This is a genomic window from Vibrio sp. 1F263 (assembly GCF_041439035.1).
Lineage (GTDB): Bacteria > Pseudomonadota > Gammaproteobacteria > Enterobacterales > Vibrionaceae > Vibrio > Vibrio tasmaniensis_A.
This window is the reverse complement of the sequence record NZ_JBGONI010000017.1, coordinates 1-19,440: the sequence shown is the minus strand read 5'-3', so window position 1 is coordinate 19,440 and position 19,440 is coordinate 1. Positions and strand designations below refer to the sequence as shown.

22 protein-coding genes are annotated in these 19,440 nt (G+C 45.9%); 10 read left to right on the top strand and 12 right to left on the bottom strand.

What is annotated here, in order from left to right; translation table 11 throughout:
* Nucleotides 1-50 precede the first annotated feature (50 nt).
* The 3 genes from ccoG to ACED25_RS12405 form a co-directional block, all read right to left on the bottom strand.
* Nucleotides 51-1,469, bottom strand: a complete 1,419-nt coding sequence (gene ccoG, locus ACED25_RS12415) for a cytochrome c oxidase accessory protein CcoG (RefSeq protein WP_017098109.1) — start codon at nucleotides 1,467-1,469, stop codon at nucleotides 51-53.
* A gap of 326 nt (nucleotides 1,470-1,795) precedes the next feature.
* Nucleotides 1,796-2,059, bottom strand: coding sequence for a YihD family protein (locus tag ACED25_RS12410; RefSeq protein WP_371695393.1), 264 nt, complete (start codon nucleotides 2,057-2,059; stop codon nucleotides 1,796-1,798).
* Nucleotides 2,060-2,190: 131 nt separating this feature from the next.
* Nucleotides 2,191-2,358 carry a hypothetical protein gene (locus ACED25_RS12405; RefSeq protein ID WP_009848103.1) on the bottom strand — a complete coding sequence of 56 codons (168 nt, stop codon included), beginning with the start codon at nucleotides 2,356-2,358 and terminating at the stop codon, nucleotides 2,191-2,193.
* A gap of 283 nt (nucleotides 2,359-2,641) precedes the next feature.
* Between ACED25_RS12405 and ACED25_RS12400 the strand changes: the two genes are divergently transcribed.
* Nucleotides 2,642-3,433: a sporulation protein gene (locus ACED25_RS12400; protein ID WP_009848102.1), complete on the top strand. Its 792-nt coding sequence runs from the start codon at nucleotides 2,642-2,644 to the stop codon at nucleotides 3,431-3,433.
* 173 nt (nucleotides 3,434-3,606) lie between these two features.
* The gene (locus ACED25_RS12395) at nucleotides 3,607-4,260 is read left to right on the top strand and encodes a hemolysin III family protein (protein WP_371695392.1); all 654 of its coding nucleotides are present in this window, start codon (nucleotides 3,607-3,609) and stop codon (nucleotides 4,258-4,260) included.
* 22 nt (nucleotides 4,261-4,282) lie between these two features.
* Here ACED25_RS12395 and ACED25_RS12390 read toward each other — a convergent pair whose 3' ends face one another.
* From ACED25_RS12390 to def, 6 genes are all read right to left on the bottom strand, one after another.
* Nucleotides 4,283-4,837: a DUF3157 family protein gene (locus ACED25_RS12390; protein ID WP_009848100.1), complete on the bottom strand. Its 555-nt coding sequence runs from the start codon at nucleotides 4,835-4,837 to the stop codon at nucleotides 4,283-4,285.
* Between the two features lie 26 nt (nucleotides 4,838-4,863).
* Nucleotides 4,864-6,309: a TrkH family potassium uptake protein gene (locus ACED25_RS12385; protein ID WP_009848099.1), complete on the bottom strand. Its 1,446-nt coding sequence runs from the start codon at nucleotides 6,307-6,309 to the stop codon at nucleotides 4,864-4,866.
* 80 nt (nucleotides 6,310-6,389) lie between these two features.
* Nucleotides 6,390-7,796 carry a Trk system potassium transporter TrkA gene (gene trkA, locus ACED25_RS12380; protein ID WP_371695413.1) on the bottom strand — a complete coding sequence of 469 codons (1,407 nt, stop codon included), beginning with the start codon at nucleotides 7,794-7,796 and terminating at the stop codon, nucleotides 6,390-6,392.
* A gap of 80 nt (nucleotides 7,797-7,876) precedes the next feature.
* Nucleotides 7,877-9,157: a 16S rRNA (cytosine(967)-C(5))-methyltransferase RsmB gene (gene rsmB / locus ACED25_RS12375; protein ID WP_371695391.1), complete on the bottom strand. Its 1,281-nt coding sequence runs from the start codon at nucleotides 9,155-9,157 to the stop codon at nucleotides 7,877-7,879.
* A 119-nt stretch (nucleotides 9,158-9,276) separates the two neighbouring features.
* Nucleotides 9,277-10,242 carry a methionyl-tRNA formyltransferase gene (gene fmt, locus ACED25_RS12370; RefSeq protein ID WP_017103142.1) on the bottom strand — a complete coding sequence of 322 codons (966 nt, stop codon included), beginning with the start codon at nucleotides 10,240-10,242 and terminating at the stop codon, nucleotides 9,277-9,279.
* Nucleotides 10,243-10,280: 38 nt separating this feature from the next.
* Nucleotides 10,281-10,793: a peptide deformylase gene (def, locus tag ACED25_RS12365; RefSeq protein WP_004735769.1), complete on the bottom strand. Its 513-nt coding sequence runs from the start codon at nucleotides 10,791-10,793 to the stop codon at nucleotides 10,281-10,283.
* A gap of 140 nt (nucleotides 10,794-10,933) precedes the next feature.
* Here def and ACED25_RS12360 point away from each other — a divergent pair, with 140 nt between their 5' ends.
* The 4 genes from ACED25_RS12360 to ACED25_RS12345 are packed head-to-tail and all read left to right on the top strand — an operon-like array spanning nucleotide 10,934 to nucleotide 14,196.
* Nucleotides 10,934-12,025 carry a LysM peptidoglycan-binding domain-containing protein gene (locus ACED25_RS12360; protein ID WP_371695390.1) on the top strand — a complete coding sequence of 364 codons (1,092 nt, stop codon included), beginning with the start codon at nucleotides 10,934-10,936 and terminating at the stop codon, nucleotides 12,023-12,025.
* The gene (gene dprA / locus ACED25_RS12355) at nucleotides 12,022-13,134 is read left to right on the top strand and encodes a DNA-processing protein DprA (protein ID WP_004735773.1); all 1,113 of its coding nucleotides are present in this window, start codon (nucleotides 12,022-12,024) and stop codon (nucleotides 13,132-13,134) included. Before ACED25_RS12360 ends, dprA begins: the two co-directional genes overlap by 4 nt.
* A gap of 3 nt (nucleotides 13,135-13,137) precedes the next feature.
* On the top strand, nucleotides 13,138-13,614 hold the full coding sequence (locus ACED25_RS12350) for a DUF494 family protein (RefSeq protein ID WP_059022081.1): 477 nt from the start codon (nucleotides 13,138-13,140) through the stop codon (nucleotides 13,612-13,614).
* Nucleotides 13,615-13,626: 12 nt separating this feature from the next.
* Complete coding sequence (locus ACED25_RS12345; protein WP_371695389.1) at nucleotides 13,627-14,196, top strand: type I DNA topoisomerase; 570 nt, start codon at nucleotides 13,627-13,629, stop codon at nucleotides 14,194-14,196.
* Between the two features lie 87 nt (nucleotides 14,197-14,283).
* Here the strand turns inward: ACED25_RS12345 and ACED25_RS12340 are convergent, their stop codons facing one another.
* Both ACED25_RS12340 and purE read right to left on the bottom strand, forming a co-directional pair.
* Nucleotides 14,284-15,414 carry a 5-(carboxyamino)imidazole ribonucleotide synthase gene (locus tag ACED25_RS12340; protein WP_371695388.1) on the bottom strand — a complete coding sequence of 377 codons (1,131 nt, stop codon included), beginning with the start codon at nucleotides 15,412-15,414 and terminating at the stop codon, nucleotides 14,284-14,286.
* A gap of 5 nt (nucleotides 15,415-15,419) precedes the next feature.
* Nucleotides 15,420-15,905 (bottom strand): 5-(carboxyamino)imidazole ribonucleotide mutase, encoded by a 486-nt coding sequence (purE, locus tag ACED25_RS12335; RefSeq protein ID WP_004735777.1) that lies wholly within the window; start codon nucleotides 15,903-15,905, stop codon nucleotides 15,420-15,422.
* A gap of 195 nt (nucleotides 15,906-16,100) precedes the next feature.
* Between purE and ACED25_RS12330 the strand changes: the two genes are divergently transcribed.
* The 4 genes from ACED25_RS12330 to ACED25_RS12315 all read left to right on the top strand — a co-directional run bounded on the left by ACED25_RS12330 (nucleotide 16,101) and on the right by ACED25_RS12315 (nucleotide 18,790).
* Nucleotides 16,101-16,658, top strand: a complete 558-nt coding sequence (locus tag ACED25_RS12330; protein ID WP_029223376.1) for an L-threonylcarbamoyladenylate synthase — start codon at nucleotides 16,101-16,103, stop codon at nucleotides 16,656-16,658.
* Nucleotides 16,659-16,677: 19 nt separating this feature from the next.
* Entirely contained in the window at nucleotides 16,678-17,595 is a 918-nt protein-coding gene (hemF, locus tag ACED25_RS12325; RefSeq protein ID WP_269337194.1) for an oxygen-dependent coproporphyrinogen oxidase, read from the top strand.
* Nucleotides 17,596-17,672: 77 nt separating this feature from the next.
* Nucleotides 17,673-18,503: a shikimate dehydrogenase gene (gene aroE, locus ACED25_RS12320; protein ID WP_371695387.1), complete on the top strand. Its 831-nt coding sequence runs from the start codon at nucleotides 17,673-17,675 to the stop codon at nucleotides 18,501-18,503.
* A gap of 17 nt (nucleotides 18,504-18,520) precedes the next feature.
* Complete coding sequence (locus tag ACED25_RS12315; protein ID WP_017109651.1) at nucleotides 18,521-18,790, top strand: DUF1488 domain-containing protein; 270 nt, start codon at nucleotides 18,521-18,523, stop codon at nucleotides 18,788-18,790.
* Here the strand turns inward: ACED25_RS12315 and ACED25_RS12310 are convergent.
* A complete protein-coding gene (locus tag ACED25_RS12310) occupies nucleotides 18,787-19,332 on the bottom strand; it encodes a gamma carbonic anhydrase family protein (protein ID WP_012605080.1) in 546 nt (181 codons plus the stop codon). The genes ACED25_RS12315 and ACED25_RS12310 overlap by 4 nt on opposite strands.
* Nucleotides 19,333-19,440: the final 108 nt, after the last annotated feature.

The window sequence follows — 19,440 nt, the reverse complement described above, 5'->3', positions numbered from 1 at the left end:
GCCTTTTTCCATTTATTGGGTTGTTGTACCTAGCACTAAGGTGACTGGTATCAGAGCTTTTTGATAAAGCGGCTTTCGACTTTCATCGTAAACTCTTCATTATCCGAGAGTATAAACTGAATTGTCGAAACTGGTGAGCTCAGTTTTTCTGGATCGACGCCTAAACTGATAGGAAGGTTTAAAACCTCACCTGGGTCTACGGTAATCGTTTGTTTGCCGTACCAGATAGAATCCGGCAGCCCGCTGACATCAAGTTTGTACTCTTGCTCTTGCTGAGTCTTGTTGATGACTTTCAAGTTGTAAGTATTTTCGACAAGCCCTTGGCTATTGATTCTAAATAGTTGGTTTCTATCGCGCAGAACGCTTAAGCCTGCAGGATCAACACTCGCGATTTGTGCGAAAAACAGTCCCAACATAACGATTAGTATTACGCCATAGCCCAAGAGCTTAGGACGCATCACCTTGGTTGAGTGCCCCTCAAGCCTATGTTCGGTGGTGTAGTTGATCAGACCTTTCTCATAACCCATACGTTCCATGGTGTTGTCACAAGCATCAATACACGCGCCACAGTTAATACACTCGTATTGCAGACCGTCACGAATATCGATACCCGTTGGGCACACTTGAACGCATAAATTACAGTCAATACAGTCGCCTAGACCAAGTTCTTTTGGATCGGCTTTACGAGAGCGAGGGCCGCGGCTTTCACCTCGTTCAGTGTCGTAACCCACGATGAAGGTATCTTTATCGAACATTGCTGATTGGAAACGCGCGTAAGGACACATGTGCAGACAAACAATAGAACGCATCCATCCGGCATTCGCATAAGTACACCCAGCAAAGAACAATACCCAAAACACTGGCCAGAAAGTCGAGTTAAAGGTAAAGAAGCCAACCACCAGCTCTTTGATTGGGATGAAATAACCGACAAAGGTTAAGCCCGTCGCAATCGCAATCGCCCACCACGCGATGTGCTTGATAGTTTTTCTGAGAATTAAATTGCTCGTCAGTTTGCCTGAGTCTTGTTTTCTTCGCTTATTGGCAGCACCTTCCAGTTTCTCTTCGAACCAGATGTACATGAAGGTCCAGACGGTTTGCGGGCATAAATAACCACACCAGACTCGCCCTAAGAAGGTGGTTATGAAGAACAAGCCAAACGCCGCAATCATGAAGAGGATAGCGAGTAGCGTTAGATCTTGTGGGTATAGGGTTGTACCAAAGAAGTTGAACTGTTGACTGCCGATATCGAGCAAGATCGCTTGTCGTTCACCGAATGGAATCCATGGGATAAGCGCAAAAAGTAAAAGTAAGAACCAACCGCCGTAACGACGAAGTTGTTGGAATTTACCTTTGCTTTCTCGAACATAGATTCGGTTACTTGGGTTAAATCGATCTCCATTACCTTTATGTGTTTTTGGGTTAAAGGTTTTAGGAGTCACATCTTTGATATCGATTTTATCCTGACTCATGGACTATCCTTTTTGTGGCTTGTTTGCCCGGTTAACTCGAGCATGACGACATTACTTGAAAGTATGGTTTAGAGAACCTGTAGAAATTGAGCTTGGTGCATTTGTTGGTATCGCACTCACTCTTATTATTTTAGAAGATTCTTATGGATGGCGATTATAGCGACAATCTTGTTCTCATTTCTTTAACGCTATCAACCTTTAACAACAAAAGTCATAACAGTTGTGACGAAAAAATAGCGAACAGAAACAAAAAAGCGACCGAGTGGTCGCTTTTAAACATTGAGTGTTTTATCTATACGGCAATTGAGCCCTAAATAAATAGGCGACTAAAGAAGGCCACGCGCTTTTAGAATTGCGGTTTTGAAATCATCTTCTTGGTCTTTTTTAAGACCTGGGATCATTTCATCTTTTTCGCTATTACGCATTTTTAGATGGTAGATAAGAACATCGTCAGTTAGATCTTCAAGCTTACCTTGGTAGCCCGCTTCTTTTGATAGCTTAATGATGAATTCTAACAGGTTAAGCTCTTGATCTTTCTGCCACTCAGGTTCCATCAGCTCAAGCAGTTCTTCAATGCGGTGACACTTCATACTTTATTTCTCCACAAATTTTATAATGATTTGTGGCTAAGGTATCAAATCGGGTAGGGAATACCAATGTGTAAACACATTTCAAGATGGGAGCGGGCAAGAAAAAAGCGCAGTAAAAACTGCGCTTTTTGTTAAGCGGCTTTAATTACTTTTGTTGCAGTCGGTGCTAATAAAGCAGCCTTCTCAACGAGAGTCATTGTAGGAGCCAATTTCTTAGCCGTTGGAGCAGCAACAAAGCCACTACGACGACGCATCGCACTACGGTTGGTGTGCGAGAACCTGACAGCTGTTGGGCGCATTAATTTACCTAACGGTCAGGCATATCCATTGCCAATCTAATGGCCTGATTTATCATGAGCTCCGCCTCAATTGCTTGAAGCGTCACTCGTCTGGCTTTCGCCAATCCGAAAAATAAATCAGGATAATGATATGCATGCATATCAAGGGTTAGATTATCACTATCTAAGTTATCGATCGACGCCTGAGTGATAATTAAACGATATTAGAGCTAAAATAGTGTGAGCAGTATATTTGAGTTTGAACCTCTTTCAGGCTTAAGATGATGTTTTAAAGGAGGTGCATATGTCGTTCTTAAAGAAAACGTTAGCAAGTTTTGGAATTGGATCTGCCAAGGTGGATTCTGTATTGCAACAGGAAGTGCTTTATCCAGGTAAGAAGGCGAGCATTATTGTACATGTCTACGGAGGTGCTCAGCCGCAGGAGATCGATAACATTGATCTCAACTTATGCTGTCGCTACGTCAAAGAAGTTACCGCGAACTCGCAAGGGCAAGAGGGCGGTCATAAACGCCGAATGCACCAGACATACTCGCTGGCAAAATGGAGCTTGCCGTATGCCTTTGTGATTCAACCGGGTGAAACCCGTGACTTTGAATGTGAGTTTGATGTGCCACTGAACACACCGGTTACGATTGGTGATTCAAAGGTATGGCTGGAAACCGGGTTGGATATTGCGATGGCGATTGACCCATCGGATAAAGACACCTTAACGGTTCGTCCCGACCCACTGCTCGATGGTATTTTTAACGAGCTTGAAGCTCAAGGCCTGCGTATTCGTCAAGTGGAATGTGAAGCGGTCAAAGGCTTTGAACTGCCGTTTGTACAAGAGTTTGAGTTTGTGCCGACGACGGGTCCTTATCATGGCCGTTGGCGTGAATTGGAAGTGGTGGCTCATCGTGATGAAACAGAGCTGAAGTTGTGGTTCGAGATTGATAGAAATCGCGATGGTGCAAAAGGCATGTTAGCTAGCTTGCTAGGCGTTGGTAAGCTACAGCGTCAATTGAGTGTGCCACTGGATACCTCACCACAAGATGCTGGCAAGATGGTACTTGAATATCTAGATAACGCCTCTTAGTTCCTATAACCCTTTAATTAACTCTTTGGTTATTTAGTTTTGGATCTTTTAGCCTCATTACATATTTCAGGCGCCATTAATGTCATAAAAGGTGTCATAAAAATTTAAGCTTACACGTGTAAGCTTAATGTGCAATACTGGGTCAATCGAACATTTACTCTAGTAGGATATTCATGTCTGCATCATCAGCCAGCGAATACAGTGACATCGAAGAACGCGCTAATGCAATAACCCATGGCTTGGGCGTTGTGCTCGGCGTGGTTGGTCTGATCTTGCTGCTTATTCGTGCGTTTGATTACCAAGCCGACATGCTAACTGTTGCTAGTATGGCGGTGTATGGCAGCAGTATTATTCTGCTCTTTCTCGCCTCCACGTTGTACCACTCTATCACCACTGAGAAAACCAAGCGCTTACTCAAAACCCTTGACCACTGTGCTATTTATTTGTTGATTGCGGGCAGTTACACGCCGTTTCTCTTAGTGGGCTTAAGAACTCCATTAGCGATGGGCTTGATGGTGGTGATCTGGGGGATTGCGCTAGTGGGCATCATCATGAAGATAGCCTTCGTTTATCGATTCAAGCGTTTATCGCTGTTCATTTACCTAGCGATGGGTTGGCTATCTTTGATAGTTGTTTATCAATTAGCGATGAATATCGATATAGGTGGTTTGGTGTTACTGGCAGTTGGCGGAGTGATTTACTCGCTGGGTGTGATTTTCTATGTGGCAAAACGCATCCCTTATAACCATGCCATCTGGCACTTGTTTGTATTGGCGGGCTGCGCTTGCCATTTCTTCGCTATCTATCTGTTTGTGACACCGGTTTAGTTTTGATTGAACCGGTATGCCCCTAACGGGTAGAAACGTCAGTGATCTCCACGTCTATTTTATATTCAGGATACTTATCAACATCGATCGCTAAGTATTTACCTTCTGCCGAAGTTTGTGGTCGAAGGTAGGTATCAGCAAGGCGCTTAATGGATTGCCAAGTGTTGATACTGCCTTGATGCAGCAGCTCACCCGTTGGTGAGTAGACAGTGATATTTAGCGTCACTAGCACGACGGCTTCTGTGCTTTGGTTAGTGACTGAAATTGGTAAGATTAGCTGTTCATTCTCGTAGAGTCCTGCCCCAATCAAAACGTCCACACCTGATTTGGAAAGCTGCAAGCTTGGCTTGGTGTCTCCAATCTTGATTGTGGTACCGCGTGTGTTTTTGGCTACAGGAATACTCGTCAATGCTGACTCTGCATTCGATGATGCGTTACTCACATACTGCCAAGTAAAATCGTCTTTTAGTAACACTTGCTTACCATCAGACAATGTGACCATTTGATCAGCAAAGGCAGAACTTACGAATACTGAGTTTGCGAGCAATGCGCTAGCGAGAAGTACGTATGATTTCATCTGTGTTTCCTTAAATATTCGCGGAATTAGCGTCGCCAAAAGGCTGGGAAAAATAGAACAATGAGCGTCAGTATCTCGAGTCGTCCCATTAGCATGCCTAAACTTAGCAACCATTTAGCGGCGTCTGGCAGTGGAGCAAAGTTCCCGGTTGGACCGATCACGCTCCCCATTCCCGGGCCCACGTTGGCAACGGCTGTGATAGCGCCTGAGATGCTTGTTATTGGGTCTAACCCCATCGCACTCAAACCACCAGCAATTAAGATAATCGTGATAAAGAACATCAAACCAAATGCCACGAGTGAACGCACAATGTCGTCATTCACAGGTCGCTGATTGTAGCGTTGAACAAAGACGCCCGATGGGTGAATTAGCTTCATCATTTGTTTGTGGAGCATGGTCATCGCGATCTGGAAGCGGAAGATTTTGATACCGCCAGAGGTTGAACCCGAGCAAGCGCCTGCCATCATTAGGAATGCAAACAAGGTGGTTGGCAGTGCACCCCACGCGGTGAAGTCTTCTAAGCCAAAACCGGTTGTGGTGACGACTGATACGATGTTGAACATCGAAACACGCATCGCATCCATAACAGTGTAGCCATCTCTAACCACCAGCCATGTCGATATTACGGCGCTGGTGACCAAGAATAGGTATGTAAAACCTCTTACTTGCGCATCTTTGTAGAGTATTGAGAGCTTTCGGCCTCGTAGTGCGCTAACAAACAGTAAGAACGGCAGGCCGCCAAGGAACATGAACAGTGTTCCTACCCAGTGAGCACTGTTGGAGAAGTGGTTCATTGATCCATCTGATGTTGAGTACCCCCCCGTCGACAGTGTTGTGAACGCGTGATTGATCGCATCAAAGATGCCCATGCCTGCAAACAGATAGCTAATGATGCATAAGCCAGTCAGAACCAAATAAACCGCCACGATGTTTTTCGCGACTGTTTTCGCTCGTGGGCTACTTTTATCTGACCAATCGGATGATTCAGTTTGGAACAGGCGCATACCACCAACGTTGAGCATTGGTAGAACCGCTACCGCCATCACGATAAAGCCGATACCGCCTAACCATTGCAGTATAGAACGCCACAACAGAATACTTGGTGCCATGCTGTCTAAGCCGCTTAATACGGTTGAGCCTGTCGTGGTGATACCTGACATGGTTTCGAAGTAGGCATCTGTAAAGCTGATGTGGTTAATGAAGACAAATGGCAGGGCGGCAAAGGCGCTGGCAATTGTCCAAACCAAAGAGGTGATAAGGAACATGTCCCGCACCCCAAGTCGGAACTTAGCGGAGCGGCCCAAGCTCAAGCAGATGAACGCCACAATGTGCGTGATCACTACCGATTGACCAAACTCGAGGAAGCCACCGGTGCCTGTGAAAAAGGCAACCAATGTAGGGATGTACATGAAAAGGGCGAGTTTTGATAACACTAACCCTATCACTAATAATATCGGACGAAAGTTGACCATAGCTTAATTGACCATCGCTTTGAGCCGGAGCGTCGTTCTCACAAGAAGAAAGCTGCGAGAAGAAGCTTACGAGAACAAGGCTATAAGAAGAACGGGCTCGGTTGGAATAGAGACTCAACATCCGGTACGTATTTCTTGTCCACTAGGAACATCACTACGTGGTCATCCTGTTCGATTACGGTTCTATCGTGCGCGATAAGCACCTCTTCTCCGCGAACAATCGCACCAATAGTGGTGCCCGGTGGCAGTTTGATGTCGCCAATCGCTCGGCCAACGACTTTAGAGGTGGTCTCGTCACCGTGAGCAATGGCTTCAATCGCCTCTGCAGCGCCGCGACGTAGAGAGGATACGTTAACAATATCAGCACGACGAACGTGAGTAAGTAGCGCAGAAATCGTCGCTTGCTGTGGAGATATCGCAATATCAATCACGCCACCCTGAACAAGGTCGACATAAGCGCCACGTTGAATCAGCACCATTACTTTCTTGGCACCCATTCGCTTCGCCAGCATGGCTGACATGATGTTGGTTTCATCTTCATTGGTTAGGGCAATGAATACGTCTACTTGATCGATGTTCTCTTCGGTCAGCAGCTCTTGGTCGGCTGCATCACCACAGAATACGATGGTGTTTTCTAATTCTTCAGATAGCTTCTCGGCGCGAGTGTAGCTGCGCTCGATAAGTTTAATGCTGTAGCTCTGTTCAAGGCGTTTTGCCAAGCTTGCACCAATGTTACCACCACCAACAATCATGATGCGACGATACGGTTTCTCTAAGCGCTGAAGCTCACTCATCACTGAGCGGATATGGTTACTCGCAGCCACAAAGAAAACCTCATCATCGGCTTCAATGATGGTCGTGCCTTGTGGGCGAATAGGGCGACCTTGACGAAAGATAGCGGCTACACGAGTATCAATGTGCGGCATGTGCTCACGCAAAGCAGACAGTGCGTTACCGACCAGTGGGCCACCGTAGTAAGCTTTTACTGCTACTAGGCTAACCTTCTGTTCAGCAAAGCTCACAACCTGCAATGCACCTGGATATTGAATCAGACGCTCGATGTAACTGGTTACGAGTTCTTCGGGTGCAATCAGGTGATCGACAGGAATAGCGCCTGATTTGAAGAGCGCTTCTTTCTCTTCCAGATATTCTGGAGAACGAATACGTGCAATTCGGTTTGGCGTATTAAACAGAGAGAAGGCAACCTGACATGCGGCCATGTTGGTTTCATCCATGTTGGTTACGGCAACCAACATGTCGGCATCTTGCGCGCCCGCTTCACGTAGTGTGTTCGGGTGGCTGGCATAACCGTTTACAACCCTAAGGTCGTATTTGTCTTGAAGTTCACGCAGTCGGTCGGCATTACGGTCGACGATCGTGATGTCATTGTTTTCACCCACTAGGTTTTCAGCAAGGGTACCGCCAACTTGTCCAGCACCTAGAATAATGATCTTCATAGCCTTTCTCTTATTTTTTGCCGTTGTAATTCTAGTGCTCTCATTTCGCTTTGATAATGCACTAGAAAGAAACAGCGGCTAAGAAATAAATTCTTAGCCGCTGTTAGTTGTTATGCCTGTTTTACTAGAACTGCGTAGTAGAAGCCATCCATATCTTCTTCACCAGGTAGTATTTGACGACCCGGTTTTTCGATATCAGACCCAACTAGCGTTGCGTTCTCGGTGCGCTCTAAGAATGCTTTCACTTGCAGCACGTTTTCTTGCGGCGTGATAGAACATGTCGCATAAACCATGGTGCCGCCTTCTTTTAGCTGGCGCCACATTGCATCCAAAATCTCACTTTGCAGCTCTGCTAGTGCATCGATATCAGAGGCACGGCGTAGCCACTTAATGTCAGGGTGACGGCGGATTACACCCGTCGCTGAACACGGAGCATCAAGTAGGATGCGGTCAAACTGACTGCCTGTCCACCACTCTTCAGGGTAGCGAGCATCACCACAGATTACGTCGGCACGCAGTTGTAGGCGTTCAAGGTTATCGTAAACGCGGTCTAGGCGTTTAATATCACTGTCGATTGCAACCACTTCAGTGTCTTGAGTATGTTCAAGAATGTGTGCAGTTTTGCCACCAGGTGCTGCGCAGCAATCTAGGATTAGCTCACCATCTTTTGGTGTTAGGAAATCAACGGAAAGCTGAGCTGCAGCATCTTGCACCGATACCCAGCCTCTGTCGAAGCCAGGAAGCAAAGTAACGTCACAAGGTGAGGCTAATTTTATGGCATCAGCTGCTTCAGGGTGCAGTGTGTATTCAATGTTTTCGTTTTTAAGCAGTTCAATATACTCGTCACGAGTGTGGTGTTGGCGGTTTACGCGCAGCCACATTGGTGCCTTGCTGTTGTTTGCTTCAACCAATTGCTCCCACTGATCTGGGTAGCTTTCTTGAAGCATTTTTAGGATCCAGCTTGGATGGCTGTATTTGCCCGCATTGTGGCTAACGGCTTTCTCATCTAGCTCTTCTTGATCGCGCAGGTAGCTGCGAAGCACTGCGTTGATCAAACCACTCAGGCTTGGGCCGCGCAGTGTTTTGGTTGCTTCAACTGTTTCAGCAACGGCAGCATGCGAAGGAATGCGCATAAAGCTCAACTGGTAAATGCCTACTAAGATCAGGTGGTGGAATACGCGCTTTTTACCTTTAAGCGAGTTTTCCATCAGTTCGTTAGCGATTGACTCCAAGCGAGGCAGGTAACGAAGTGCGCCGTAGCAAATCTCTTGCAGTAGAGCATGGTCTCGCGGACGGATCGTTTTTTGAGCCGCAGGGAGAGCGTGTGAAAGAGAGTGGCCTTTATCGACAACTTGGAATAGGACATTTGCAGCAGCAGCGCGAACATTCATGAGGGGTACCGAATATTTATTTGAATACATGAGGGCATCTCTGCCCTCGTAAAGGTTTTCTAAACTGTGTTTTTACAAGCTACACGTTTTTAAGTGCCTATTGAGTAGCTTTAAAGCGGTTAAGAGAGTTGAGTACCAACTTCAAACCAGCTTGCACGTGAGTTCAAGATGTCTTGAACTGACATAGCTTTTTTGCCTGGAACTTGTAGCTGTTCCAATACTAGTACTTTGTCGCCAGTCGCAACATAAATACCAGTCTTATCTGCTTTGATGATTGAGCCAGCTGGCGCAGATGTCGATTCTTCATCAACACGCGTCTGCCAAACTTTAATGCTTTTTTCATCATTAGAGCTGCTATCAACAATCGCAAAGTGACTCATTGGCCACGGGTTGAAAGCGCGCACACAACGTTCGATGTGTTCTGCACTGTCATTCCAATCAATTTTAGCTTCTTCTTTGCTCAGCTTCTTCGCGTAGTTAGCAAGTTCGTCGTCTTGCTTCTCAGCAACAGCCTTACCAGAAGCGATGTCAGCTAAACACTCAACAAGCGCATCAGGACCAAGACCAGCTAACTTTTCGTACATTGACGCACTGGTATCTGTAGATTCGATTGGTAGCGTTGCGATGCTTAGCATATCCCCGGTATCTAGGCCGATATCCATCTGCATGATCGTTACGCCAGTCTCTTTATCGCCCGCCCAGATAGAGCGTTGGATCGGAGCAGCACCACGCCAGCGCGGTAGGATAGAACCATGCACGTTGATACAACCCAAGCGAGGCGTATCTAATACAGCTTGTGGAAGAAGCAAGCCGTAAGCGACAACAACCATGATGTCAGCATTCAAATCTGCTAGCTCTTGCTTAGCTTCATCTGACTTGAAGTTTTCTGGTTGGTAAACCGGAATATTGTTTTCAAGTGCGATGTTTTTTACTGGGCTCGCAGTCAGTTTTTTACCGCGGCCTGCTGGACGATCTGGCTGTGTGTAAACAGCAATAACTTCATGCTCCGAAGACAACAACGCCGCCAAGTGACGGGCGGCGAAATCCGGAGTACCTGCGAAGACAATTCTTAAAGATTGACCCAAGGTAGACTTCCTTCTTAATTTAGTAATAGCAGCGGTTATTAACCTTGTTTCTCGTTGAAACGTTTAATCTTCGCTAGCTTATCTTGAATACGTTTGCGCTTTAGTGGCGATAGGTAATCAACAAACAACTTGCCTTCTAGGTGGTCAAGTTCGTGCTGAACACAGATAGCCAGAAGGTCGTCAGCGTCGAATGTGAATTCGTTGCCTTCACGGTCTAATGCTTTAACCGTTACTTCTGCAGCGCGAGGGACTAGAGCTCGAGCGCCTGGTACAGATAGACAGCCTTCTTCGATACCATCTTCGCCACGTTTGTCGGTAATTTCAGGGTTGATCAGAACCATAGGCTCGTCACGTGTTTCTGAAATATCGATAACAACGATGCGCTGGTGGAAATCTACTTGCGTTGCAGCAAGGCCGATACCTTCTTCGTCGTACATGGTTTCAATCATGTCATCAACGAACTTTTGAATCTCTGGGGTAACTTCTTTTACCGGTTTCGCCACGGTACGTAGACGATCATCTGGTAATGTTAATACTTGTAATACAGACATATACACTCGAAATATTGAACTGTGCCGAAACAGCTTAAACCTTGTTGGCTCAATTCTAGACATTTTAGAGGTCAAATGACAGCATCCTGAAGTTAATTCTCTAATCAGATGTCATATATTCAGACCAAGGAACCTAGGTCATGCGTCATTTTTCTCCCACTTTTTCTCTTATTTGTGCCTCGCTTTCGTTCGCCGTTATGGCTAAAAATAGTGAGCAACCTTTAACCATTAAACAAGGCGCACCCGAGGCATATGTGGTGGTTAAGGGGGATACCTTATGGGATATTTCCGCGATGTATCTCGATAGCCCTTGGTTGTGGCCAAGGCTATGGCAGGTAAACCCTGAAATAGAAAACCCTCACCTTATTTACCCTGGAGATAAATTGTCTCTAGTTTGGATTAATGGCGAGCCTGTGTTGAGCCTCAAACCCGTCATAAAGCTAAGCCCTAAGATTCGTGTATCAGAGAAGAAAGCAGTACCTACCGTGAATGAGGGGCTTGTTCTACCGTATCTACAATCTGACCGCTTGGTTGAGCAGCAAGATATCCAGTCAGCGCAACGAGTGTTAGGGACCAGTGATGGCAAACGCTTCTTATCGGGTGAAGACCGATTGTTTATTTCGGGAAACCAGCAGCATCAAAAATGGGGTATCTACCGTGCCGTCGAGACTTATCAAAGGCAACAACATCAAGCGAGTATTACCTCTTTGCGTTTGGTCGCCACGGCGCGCTTGAAAGAGGTGGATGCTGAGTTCAGTAGTTTACAGATAGAGACTCAACTGCAAGAGGTGTTACTTAATGACCTCGTGTTACCAGAACTTGGCGTTGCTCAGGTGAAGCTCTCAACCACATTTTATCCAGCGCCTAGTGCTGCGGGGCAGTTTGCTAATATCTTGGGTTCATTAGATGGCAGCCAATACAGTGCAAAGAATCAAGTGGTCGTTATTAATAGAGGCTCACAGGACAATCTTCGCCAAGGCTCTATGTTTACGCTCAGTGAAAGCGGCGCTGTGGTGTTTGGTAAGCAAGGCGAATACAGCTACAAAGAGTCTGCTGCGAGCGATAAGGTGCAGTTGCCAAGTACCTCACTTGGTAGTTTGATGGTCATTCGTCCTTATGAGTATTTTAGCTTGGCCTTGATCACTCAGAGCTCAAAACCGGTTAGTAATGATATTCTGGCGGTATCGCCTTTGGATCTGGCTTTGAAGGAAGAAGCTAAGGGCACCGAGTGAATGAGCAACAACTGAGTGCTTGGTTAACTCTAAGTTTTGTTCCGCAATTGGGTGGCAAGCGCCTTTCTCGACTGCTGAGTATTGATTCCCCTTCGAATATTGTTGGTTACTCAAGTCAGCAACTGCAAGCGCTTGGTTTGTCTGCCAAGCAAATTGCCTATCTAAGAGAGCAAGCCCCAAGAGAAGTGGAGGCTTGCCTAGAGTGGCAAGCAAGACAACCCAACCATCACATCATTACCCCGAATTGCTCGCATTATCCCAAACTGCTGAATGAGACCGCCTCCGCGCCAAGCGTGCTTTTCGTTAAAGGTCACGTTGAAAAACTGATTGAGCCTCAAATCGCTATGGTCGGCAGTCGCAATGCCAGTCTCGAAGGGTTGCAAACCGCGAAGTCGTTCGCCAAAGAGTTCGTCCAAAACGGTTTGATTGTCACCAGTGGCTTAGCGCTCGGTATCGATGGCTATGCTCATGATGGTGCTCTAGATAAAGGAGGGGAAACTTTTGCTGTATTGGGTTCTGGATTGGATTCCATTTATCCTGCGCGACACAGAAATTTAGCCGATAGGATCTGTGAAAATGGCGCATTGATTTCAGAGTTTCGCCCAAGTGCCAAACCACGACCTGAACATTTCCCTCGCCGTAACCGTATTATAAGTGGGTTATCGCTCGGAACCTTGGTGGTTGAAGCGGCTGAGAAGAGTGGTTCTTTGATTACAGCTCGCTATGCCATGGAGCAAGGCCGAGAGGTGTTTGCGCTTCCTGGCTCTATTCATAACCCAACCAGCCGTGGAGGTAATAGCTTAATCAAAGCTGGAGCATGCTTGGTACAGAGTGCACAAGATGTTCTGATTGAAATAAAGAGTCTGTTAGACTGGTCTATCGATCAGCAACCCAGCTTGTTCGAACCTACGCCCAGTATGGGGGAAAATGAACAATTGCCATTTCCACAGCTGTTAGCTAACGTAGGGTTAGAGGCGACACCCGTTGATATTTTGGCACAGAGAACCCATATACCTGTGCATGAGGTCATGATGCAGCTTTTAGAGCTTGAGCTCTCAGGGCATGTTGTTGCAGTTTCCGGTGGCTATATTCGAAAGGGGAGAGGCTAAGCTATGATGATGGACATACTGATGTACTTGTTTGAAACCTACATCCATAGCGATTCTGAATTGCAGGTGGATCAAGATGAGCTGGAAGATGAGCTTCTTCGAGCAGGGTTTCACCAAGATGATATTTATAAGGCCCTCCATTGGTTAGAAGATCTTGCGGCATTGCAAGATACCGAGAACCAAGCGGCAATTACTATGTGTTCCAATACCTCGATGCGTATTTATACCAGTCGAGAGATTTCACGTATTAATATGGAATGCCGAGGTTTCTTATTGTTCCTTGAACAGATCAACGTACTCACGACAGAGATTCGTGAAATGGTGATTGATCGTGTGATGGGGCTTGAGACAAACGAATTTGAATTGGATGATCTGAAATGGATTATCTTAATGGTGCTATTTAATGTGCCGGGTAATGAAAGTGCTTACACGCAAATGGAAGAGCTGTTGTACACCAAAGAGCAAGGTATCTTGCATTAATACAGGCTTGTCATGAGTAGTAAGATTGATAATCAGCTTTTTTCAGCACATGGACATGCATTAGAGCATGAACCATGTCCACAGTGCGGTGGAGAGCTTCAGCTTCGCCATGGTAAGCACGGCCCATTTTTAGGCTGTAAGCAGTATCCTAGCTGTGATTACATCAAGCCTCTGCATCAGAACGATGGCCACGTAGTGAAAGAGCTGGGTGTGCCGTGTCCTAAATGCCAAAACGAACTGGTATTAAGGCAAGGTCGCTTTGGGATGTTCATTGGTTGTAGTAGCTACCCAAAGTGTAATCACATCGAATCTTTGGACCAACCAAAAGAACAACCTGAAGAGCAGCCACTTGTTGCTTGCCCTGAGTGTGGCAGAGGCCATTTGGTTGAGCGTAAATCTCGCTATGGCAAAACCTTTTATGCGTGCGATAACTATCCTAAGTGTAAGTTCGCCGTTAATCAGCCACCTGTTATTGGTCGTTGTGAACAGTGTCAGTTCCCGCTGTTGCTGGAGAAGAAAACGGCCAGTGGCACTAAGAAGCAATGTGCTGATCGCAAGTGTCATCACATTCAATCTCAATAACCTGATGTTATAGACAAAAAAAACGGCGCTCACTGAGCGCCATTTTTATATCCAATGAACTTTTTATATCAATAAGCCAATGTAGGCTTACTGCATTTGCTCAGCAAACTCATGCACAGCAGGGTAGGCTTGCTTATCGAGAATGTCTGCCAGTGAGCATAACGCTCTTTGCAGCTCTGCGTTGTAGTCAGCGCTCACGTTAATGTGGCCCATCTTACGACCTGCACGCTTCTCTTTGCCATACCAATGAACATGACAGCCACCTTGAGCCAGAATAGCCTCAGGTAGGGTATCTTCACCAAGAATGTTGATCATTGCGGTTGGGCGAATCAGTTTAGTACTGCCTAGTGGCATACCGCACACAGCACGTAGGTGGTTCTCAAACTGACAAGTTTCAGCGCCTTGCTGTGTCCAGTGGCCAGAGTTATGAACACGTGGTGCAATTTCGTTAACCAGCAGTGAACCTTTAACATCAAAGAACTCTAACGCTAGCACGCCAACGTAATCCAAACGTTCTGCAACAGCGGTGAACATGGTTTTCGCTTGCTCTTGCAGTTCAATGTCATCAATGGCTGTTGATAAGCTCAACACGCCGTCGGTGTGAACATTCTCAGCCAGTGGATACACTTGAATCTCGCCATTGGTACCACGAGCACCAACCAGTGATACTTCGCGGTCAAACGGAACGAATTCTTCAGCCACAATGGCTTGGTTGTCTGTTGCGGCAATGCACTCGGCCATTTCTGTCCAAGTCGCATCAACATTGTCTAATGTCTTTAAGCGCCATTGACCTTTGCCATCGTAGCCGCCAAGTGTGCTCTTCAAGACCATTGGCAAGCCTACGTGAGCAATCGCAGCGTCAAAGTCTTCGTGAGAGTTAATCACGTAGTACTTAGCATTTTTCACGCTTGCTTCGCCTAATAGGGCTTTTTCGAGGCGACGGTCACCGCCAGCTTTGATTGCTTCTGTTGTCGGTAAGAACTTACCGCTGCGCTCACACACCTCAAGTACATCATGAGGGATATGCTCGAATTCAGCAGTAATGACGTCCGCACGCTCAATCGCATTGTCTAAGCCGCTGCCTAGAATCGCTTGCGTTAATGGGTGAACAATATTTTTGCTGCCAACATCAAAAGCAGAAATTTCAATATTCAGCGGTGCCCCAGCTAGGGACATCATGCGAGCAAGTTGGCCTGCGCCTAACACAAGAACATGCATGGGAATTAGTCCTCTGCAGGGTTTGGATTAGCAAGAACCGTTTCTGTTTGCTCAGAGCGGAACGCTTCTACTTTCGCCATCACTTCTTCATTGTGTGTACCAATGATTTGAGCGGCTAGGATGCCAGCGTTAGCAGCACCAGCTTCACCGATAGCCAGAGTACCTACCGCGATACCTTTTGGCATTTGTACGATAGAAAGCAGTGAGTCCATGCCTTTCAGTGCTTTAGACTGAACAGGAACACCTAAAACAGGTACGCTTGTGAAAGCTGCAGCCATGCCCGGAAGATGCGCAGCACCGCCAGCACCAGCAATAATCACTTTAATACCGCGCTCTTTCGCACTGGTTGCGTAGTCAGCAAGCAACTGAGGTGTGCGGTGAGCAGAAACCACTTTTGTTTCGTACGCCACGCCAAACTGATCCAACATTTCTGCAGCTAGCTTCATTGTTGGCCAATCAGATTTAGAACCCATGATAATACCGACAGTCATCTCAAACTCCTTCAGGTACGATTTAATTAGTGATTAGATATTTTGCGCGCATTATACGGGTAAAACTGCCCAAGGAAAACGTTTGCGTCAGTCTAAGTTGTTAATTGATACATTTTATAAACAAATAGCTTTAGTCACAGTGAATGATAATTTGTACACTTAGTGAGTTCGATAACAGAATTAATGAGGCAACCCTTGGATAACTTTCAACATACTTTGCAGGCATTACAACAAGGTGAAGTCATTGCTTACCCGACAGAAGGCGTTTTTGGGGTCGGTTGTGATCCCGATAATCCACAAGCCATCAAGAAATTGCTCGATTTAAAACAGCGACCGATGGAGAAAGGGTTGATCCTAATTGCTGCGAGTTACGAGCAGTTGCTGCCCTATATTGACGAAAGCCAGTTGACGGAAGCGCAGTTAGCGACTGTAAAAGCAACATGGCCAGGTCCAGTCACTTGGATCATGCCAACCAGCAGCAAAGTGACTGACTGGGTCAGCGGCCAGTTCGATTCTATCGCGGTACGAGTGACGGATCACCCTTTGGTTCAAAGAATGTGTAATGAATTCGGTAAGCCGTTAACCTCGACCAGTGCTAACCTGACAGGTGAACCACCTTGTATGACGACTGAAGAAGTTCAACAGCAACTGGGTCAACATTTGGTGGCCATTCTCGAAGGTCAAACGGGTGGTCGTGAGAAGCCAAGCGAAATTAGAGATGCAAAAACGTCGAAAATATTAAGACAGGGTTAAACCCTGCAAAGGAAGAAAGATGTCAGCAATTGATAAAGAAGCAGTAAAACAGTTTTTACTGAGCCTACAAGATTCGATTTGCCAACAGCTTGAGCAAGCTGATGGCACAGCACTGTTTGAAGAAGATGCATGGGAGCGTGAATCTGGCGAACGCCTTGGTGGCGGTGGTCGAACTCGCGTGATGACCAACGGTGCGGTCTTTGAGCAAGGTGGGGTTAACTTCTCTCACGTAGCGGGTAAGGCTATGCCTGCCTCAGCTACAGCTCATCGCCCTGAATTAGCCGGACGTAAGTTTGAGGCGATGGGGGTTTCATTAGTTATCCACCCTAAAAACCCATATATCCCTACCTCACACGCGAATGTTCGATTCTTCATAGCAGAAAAAGAAGGGGAAGATCCGATTTGGTGGTTTGGTGGTGGTTTTGACTTAACGCCATTTTATCCTGTCGACGAAGACTGCCAATCTTGGCATCAAACAGCCAAAGATCTTTGTGCGCCATTTGGTGACGATGTTTATCAAGAGCACAAAGAATGGTGTGATAAGTACTTCTATCTTCCACATAGAGATGAAACACGTGGTGTGGGTGGTCTGTTCTTTGATGATCTGAATGAGTGGGGTTTCGATAAGAGCTTTGCTTATATGCAGGCGGTCGGTGAAGGTTTTGCAGCCGCTTATTTACCCATTGTAGAACGACGCAAAGAGACGTCTTATGGTGAGCGTGAGCGTGACTTCCAACTTTATCGTCGTGGTCGCTATGTTGAATTTAACTTAGTGTACGACCGTGGCACCCTATTTGGTCTACAAAGCGGTGGGCGTACAGAGTCTATATTGATGTCTATGCCGCCGTTGGCTCGTTGGGAATATCGCTACGAGCCACAAGCAGGCTCACCAGAAGCTCTGCTTTATAGTGACTACCTAAAACCTCGAGTTTGGTAGTTCTTCCTTCCTTATAGGGATAGTGATAGGGTCATCTATATAGATGACCCTTTTTATTATTTCTGTTAGGTAAGGATATGACACAGCAAGTAGATCGTTATGCCGTTTTCGGTAACCCTATTGGGCAGAGCAAATCGCCATTCATTCACACATTATTTGCTCGCCAAACCAGCCAACAACTTACCTATACAGCACTCCAGCCAGAACAAGGTGAATTCATCACTGCTGCTCAAGCTTTTTTTAATGAAGGTGGTAGAGGGTGTAATATCACAGCGCCATTTAAAGAAGATGCTTATCAGTTCGCTAATCGCCTGACTGAAAGAGCTGAACTAGCCGGTGCTGTAAACACACTTAAGAAGCTCGATGATGGAGACATCATTGGTGATAACACCGATGGTGAGGGTTTAGTTCAAGACCTTCTTCAACATCAAGTTATGCTCGAAGGGGTTCGCGTTCTTCTGCTTGGCGCTGGTGGTGCTGCTCGAGGAGTAATTCAACCTCTTCTCGACCAAAAGCCACAACAGTTGGTAGTCGCTAATCGAACCAGTTCAAAGGCTGAACTTCTGGCCGAGATGTTTTCTTCACATGGAAACATCAAAGGAATGGGGTTAAGCGATGTTAATGAAGGGTTTGATGTCATCATTAACTCGACCTCGTCTGGTCTAAGTGGTCAACTTCCTGAAGTTTCTGAGATTATCTTCAATTCGAATAGCGCCGTTTATGACATGGTTTACGGATCGGGCACCACGGTATTCAATCAGTGGGCATTAGATAATGGTGTTCATGCTGCTTATGATGGCTTGGGTATGTTAGTGGGGCAGGCAGCAGAGAGCTTTATGCTTTGGCGTGGCCTTCGTCCGGGAACAAAGCAGATTTTAAGAGAACTACGTAAAAACCTAGAGATGTAATGAGGTATTTATAAAAAATGAATCAATCAATTCTATTTCCTGATATCCAAGATTGGGATGAAGAAAGTCAATCAATCATCTTCCCAGCACAGCAGTCTGGCGCACTGATTGAGTGTGTTATGTCTATTGAAGAGCTGTCTCGATTGGCAGGTAGAGATATAGAAGAAGGCGATCAAGCTTTAGTTATCTTTTCAGAGTTACGTTTTGATATTGAAGATCTAGCTGAAGAGTTAATAGAAGAAGAGGAGTATGACTCCTCTAATCGGATTCAGATCAAAGTGCTTTAGACTGGCAACACAGAGTCTAGGTAGTCGTTTTTATTCTGAACATAGTTGTCAGCTGACTTCTGTAAAAAGGCACGCTCTTTATCATTTAATGGGCGTGCTTGTTTTACTGGGCTTCCTACATAGAGATAACCGCTTTCAAGTACCTTATTAGGCGGAACCAAGCTACCAGCACCAATCATCACATCTTCTTTAATAACCACGCCATCGAGCACGATAGCTCCCATACCAACAAGTACACGATCTTCAATGGTGCAGCCATGCAGCATTACTTTATGCCCGATAGTGACATCATTACCTATTAGTAGAGGATAACCCTCTGGGTTTTCTGCATTCTTATGGGTGACGTGCAAAACGCTGCCGTCTTGGATATTTGTTCTATCTCCAATATGAATGTGGTTCACATCTCCTCGAGCAGCAACTAAAGGCCACACACTAGAGTCGTCACCGATTTTGATATCACCAACCAGCACAGAACTTGTATCTATATAAACACCTTGTCCAATCTGAGGGGATATTCCTTTATAACTGCGTATTGAACTCATAAATCCTCCTTTATATAGGCACCTTAAGCCTTTAATTAAGGGGAATACTAGTGAAAATGGGGTGTTTTGAACAAAAAACGCTCGAACAATCAAAAAAGTAAGAAAAAT

What these genes read in the sequence shown, in the direction of transcription:
- ccoG (WP_017098109.1), bottom strand. Translation starts at nt 1,469, where the DNA reads ATGAGTCAGGATAAAATCGATATCAAAGATGTGACTCCTAAAACCTTT.
- ACED25_RS12410 (WP_371695393.1), bottom strand. Translation starts at nt 2,059, where the DNA reads ATGAAGTGTCACCGCATTGAAGAACTGCTTGAGCTGATGGAACCTGAG.
- ACED25_RS12405 (WP_009848103.1), bottom strand. Translation starts at nt 2,358, where the DNA reads ATGCGCCCAACAGCTGTCAGGTTCTCGCACACCAACCGTAGTGCGATG.
- ACED25_RS12400 (WP_009848102.1), top strand. Translation starts at nt 2,642, where the DNA reads ATGTCGTTCTTAAAGAAAACGTTAGCAAGTTTTGGAATTGGATCTGCC.
- ACED25_RS12395 (WP_371695392.1), top strand. Translation starts at nt 3,607, where the DNA reads ATGTCTGCATCATCAGCCAGCGAATACAGTGACATCGAAGAACGCGCT.
- ACED25_RS12390 (WP_009848100.1), bottom strand. Translation starts at nt 4,837, where the DNA reads ATGAAATCATACGTACTTCTCGCTAGCGCATTGCTCGCAAACTCAGTA.
- ACED25_RS12385 (WP_009848099.1), bottom strand. Translation starts at nt 6,309, where the DNA reads ATGGTCAACTTTCGTCCGATATTATTAGTGATAGGGTTAGTGTTATCA.
- rsmB (WP_371695391.1), bottom strand. Translation starts at nt 9,157, where the DNA reads ATGAATGTTCGCGCTGCTGCTGCAAATGTCCTATTCCAAGTTGTCGAT.
- def (WP_004735769.1), bottom strand. Translation starts at nt 10,793, where the DNA reads ATGTCTGTATTACAAGTATTAACATTACCAGATGATCGTCTACGTACC.
- ACED25_RS12360 (WP_371695390.1), top strand. Translation starts at nt 10,934, where the DNA reads ATGCGTCATTTTTCTCCCACTTTTTCTCTTATTTGTGCCTCGCTTTCG.
- ACED25_RS12350 (WP_059022081.1), top strand. Translation starts at nt 13,138, where the DNA reads ATGATGATGGACATACTGATGTACTTGTTTGAAACCTACATCCATAGC.
- ACED25_RS12345 (WP_371695389.1), top strand. Translation starts at nt 13,627, where the DNA reads ATGAGTAGTAAGATTGATAATCAGCTTTTTTCAGCACATGGACATGCA.
- ACED25_RS12340 (WP_371695388.1), bottom strand. Translation starts at nt 15,414, where the DNA reads ATGCATGTTCTTGTGTTAGGCGCAGGCCAACTTGCTCGCATGATGTCC.
- purE (WP_004735777.1), bottom strand. Translation starts at nt 15,905, where the DNA reads ATGACTGTCGGTATTATCATGGGTTCTAAATCTGATTGGCCAACAATG.
- hemF (WP_269337194.1), top strand. Translation starts at nt 16,678, where the DNA reads ATGTCAGCAATTGATAAAGAAGCAGTAAAACAGTTTTTACTGAGCCTA.
- aroE (WP_371695387.1), top strand. Translation starts at nt 17,673, where the DNA reads ATGACACAGCAAGTAGATCGTTATGCCGTTTTCGGTAACCCTATTGGG.
- ACED25_RS12315 (WP_017109651.1), top strand. Translation starts at nt 18,521, where the DNA reads ATGAATCAATCAATTCTATTTCCTGATATCCAAGATTGGGATGAAGAA.
- ACED25_RS12310 (WP_012605080.1), bottom strand. Translation starts at nt 19,332, where the DNA reads ATGAGTTCAATACGCAGTTATAAAGGAATATCCCCTCAGATTGGACAA.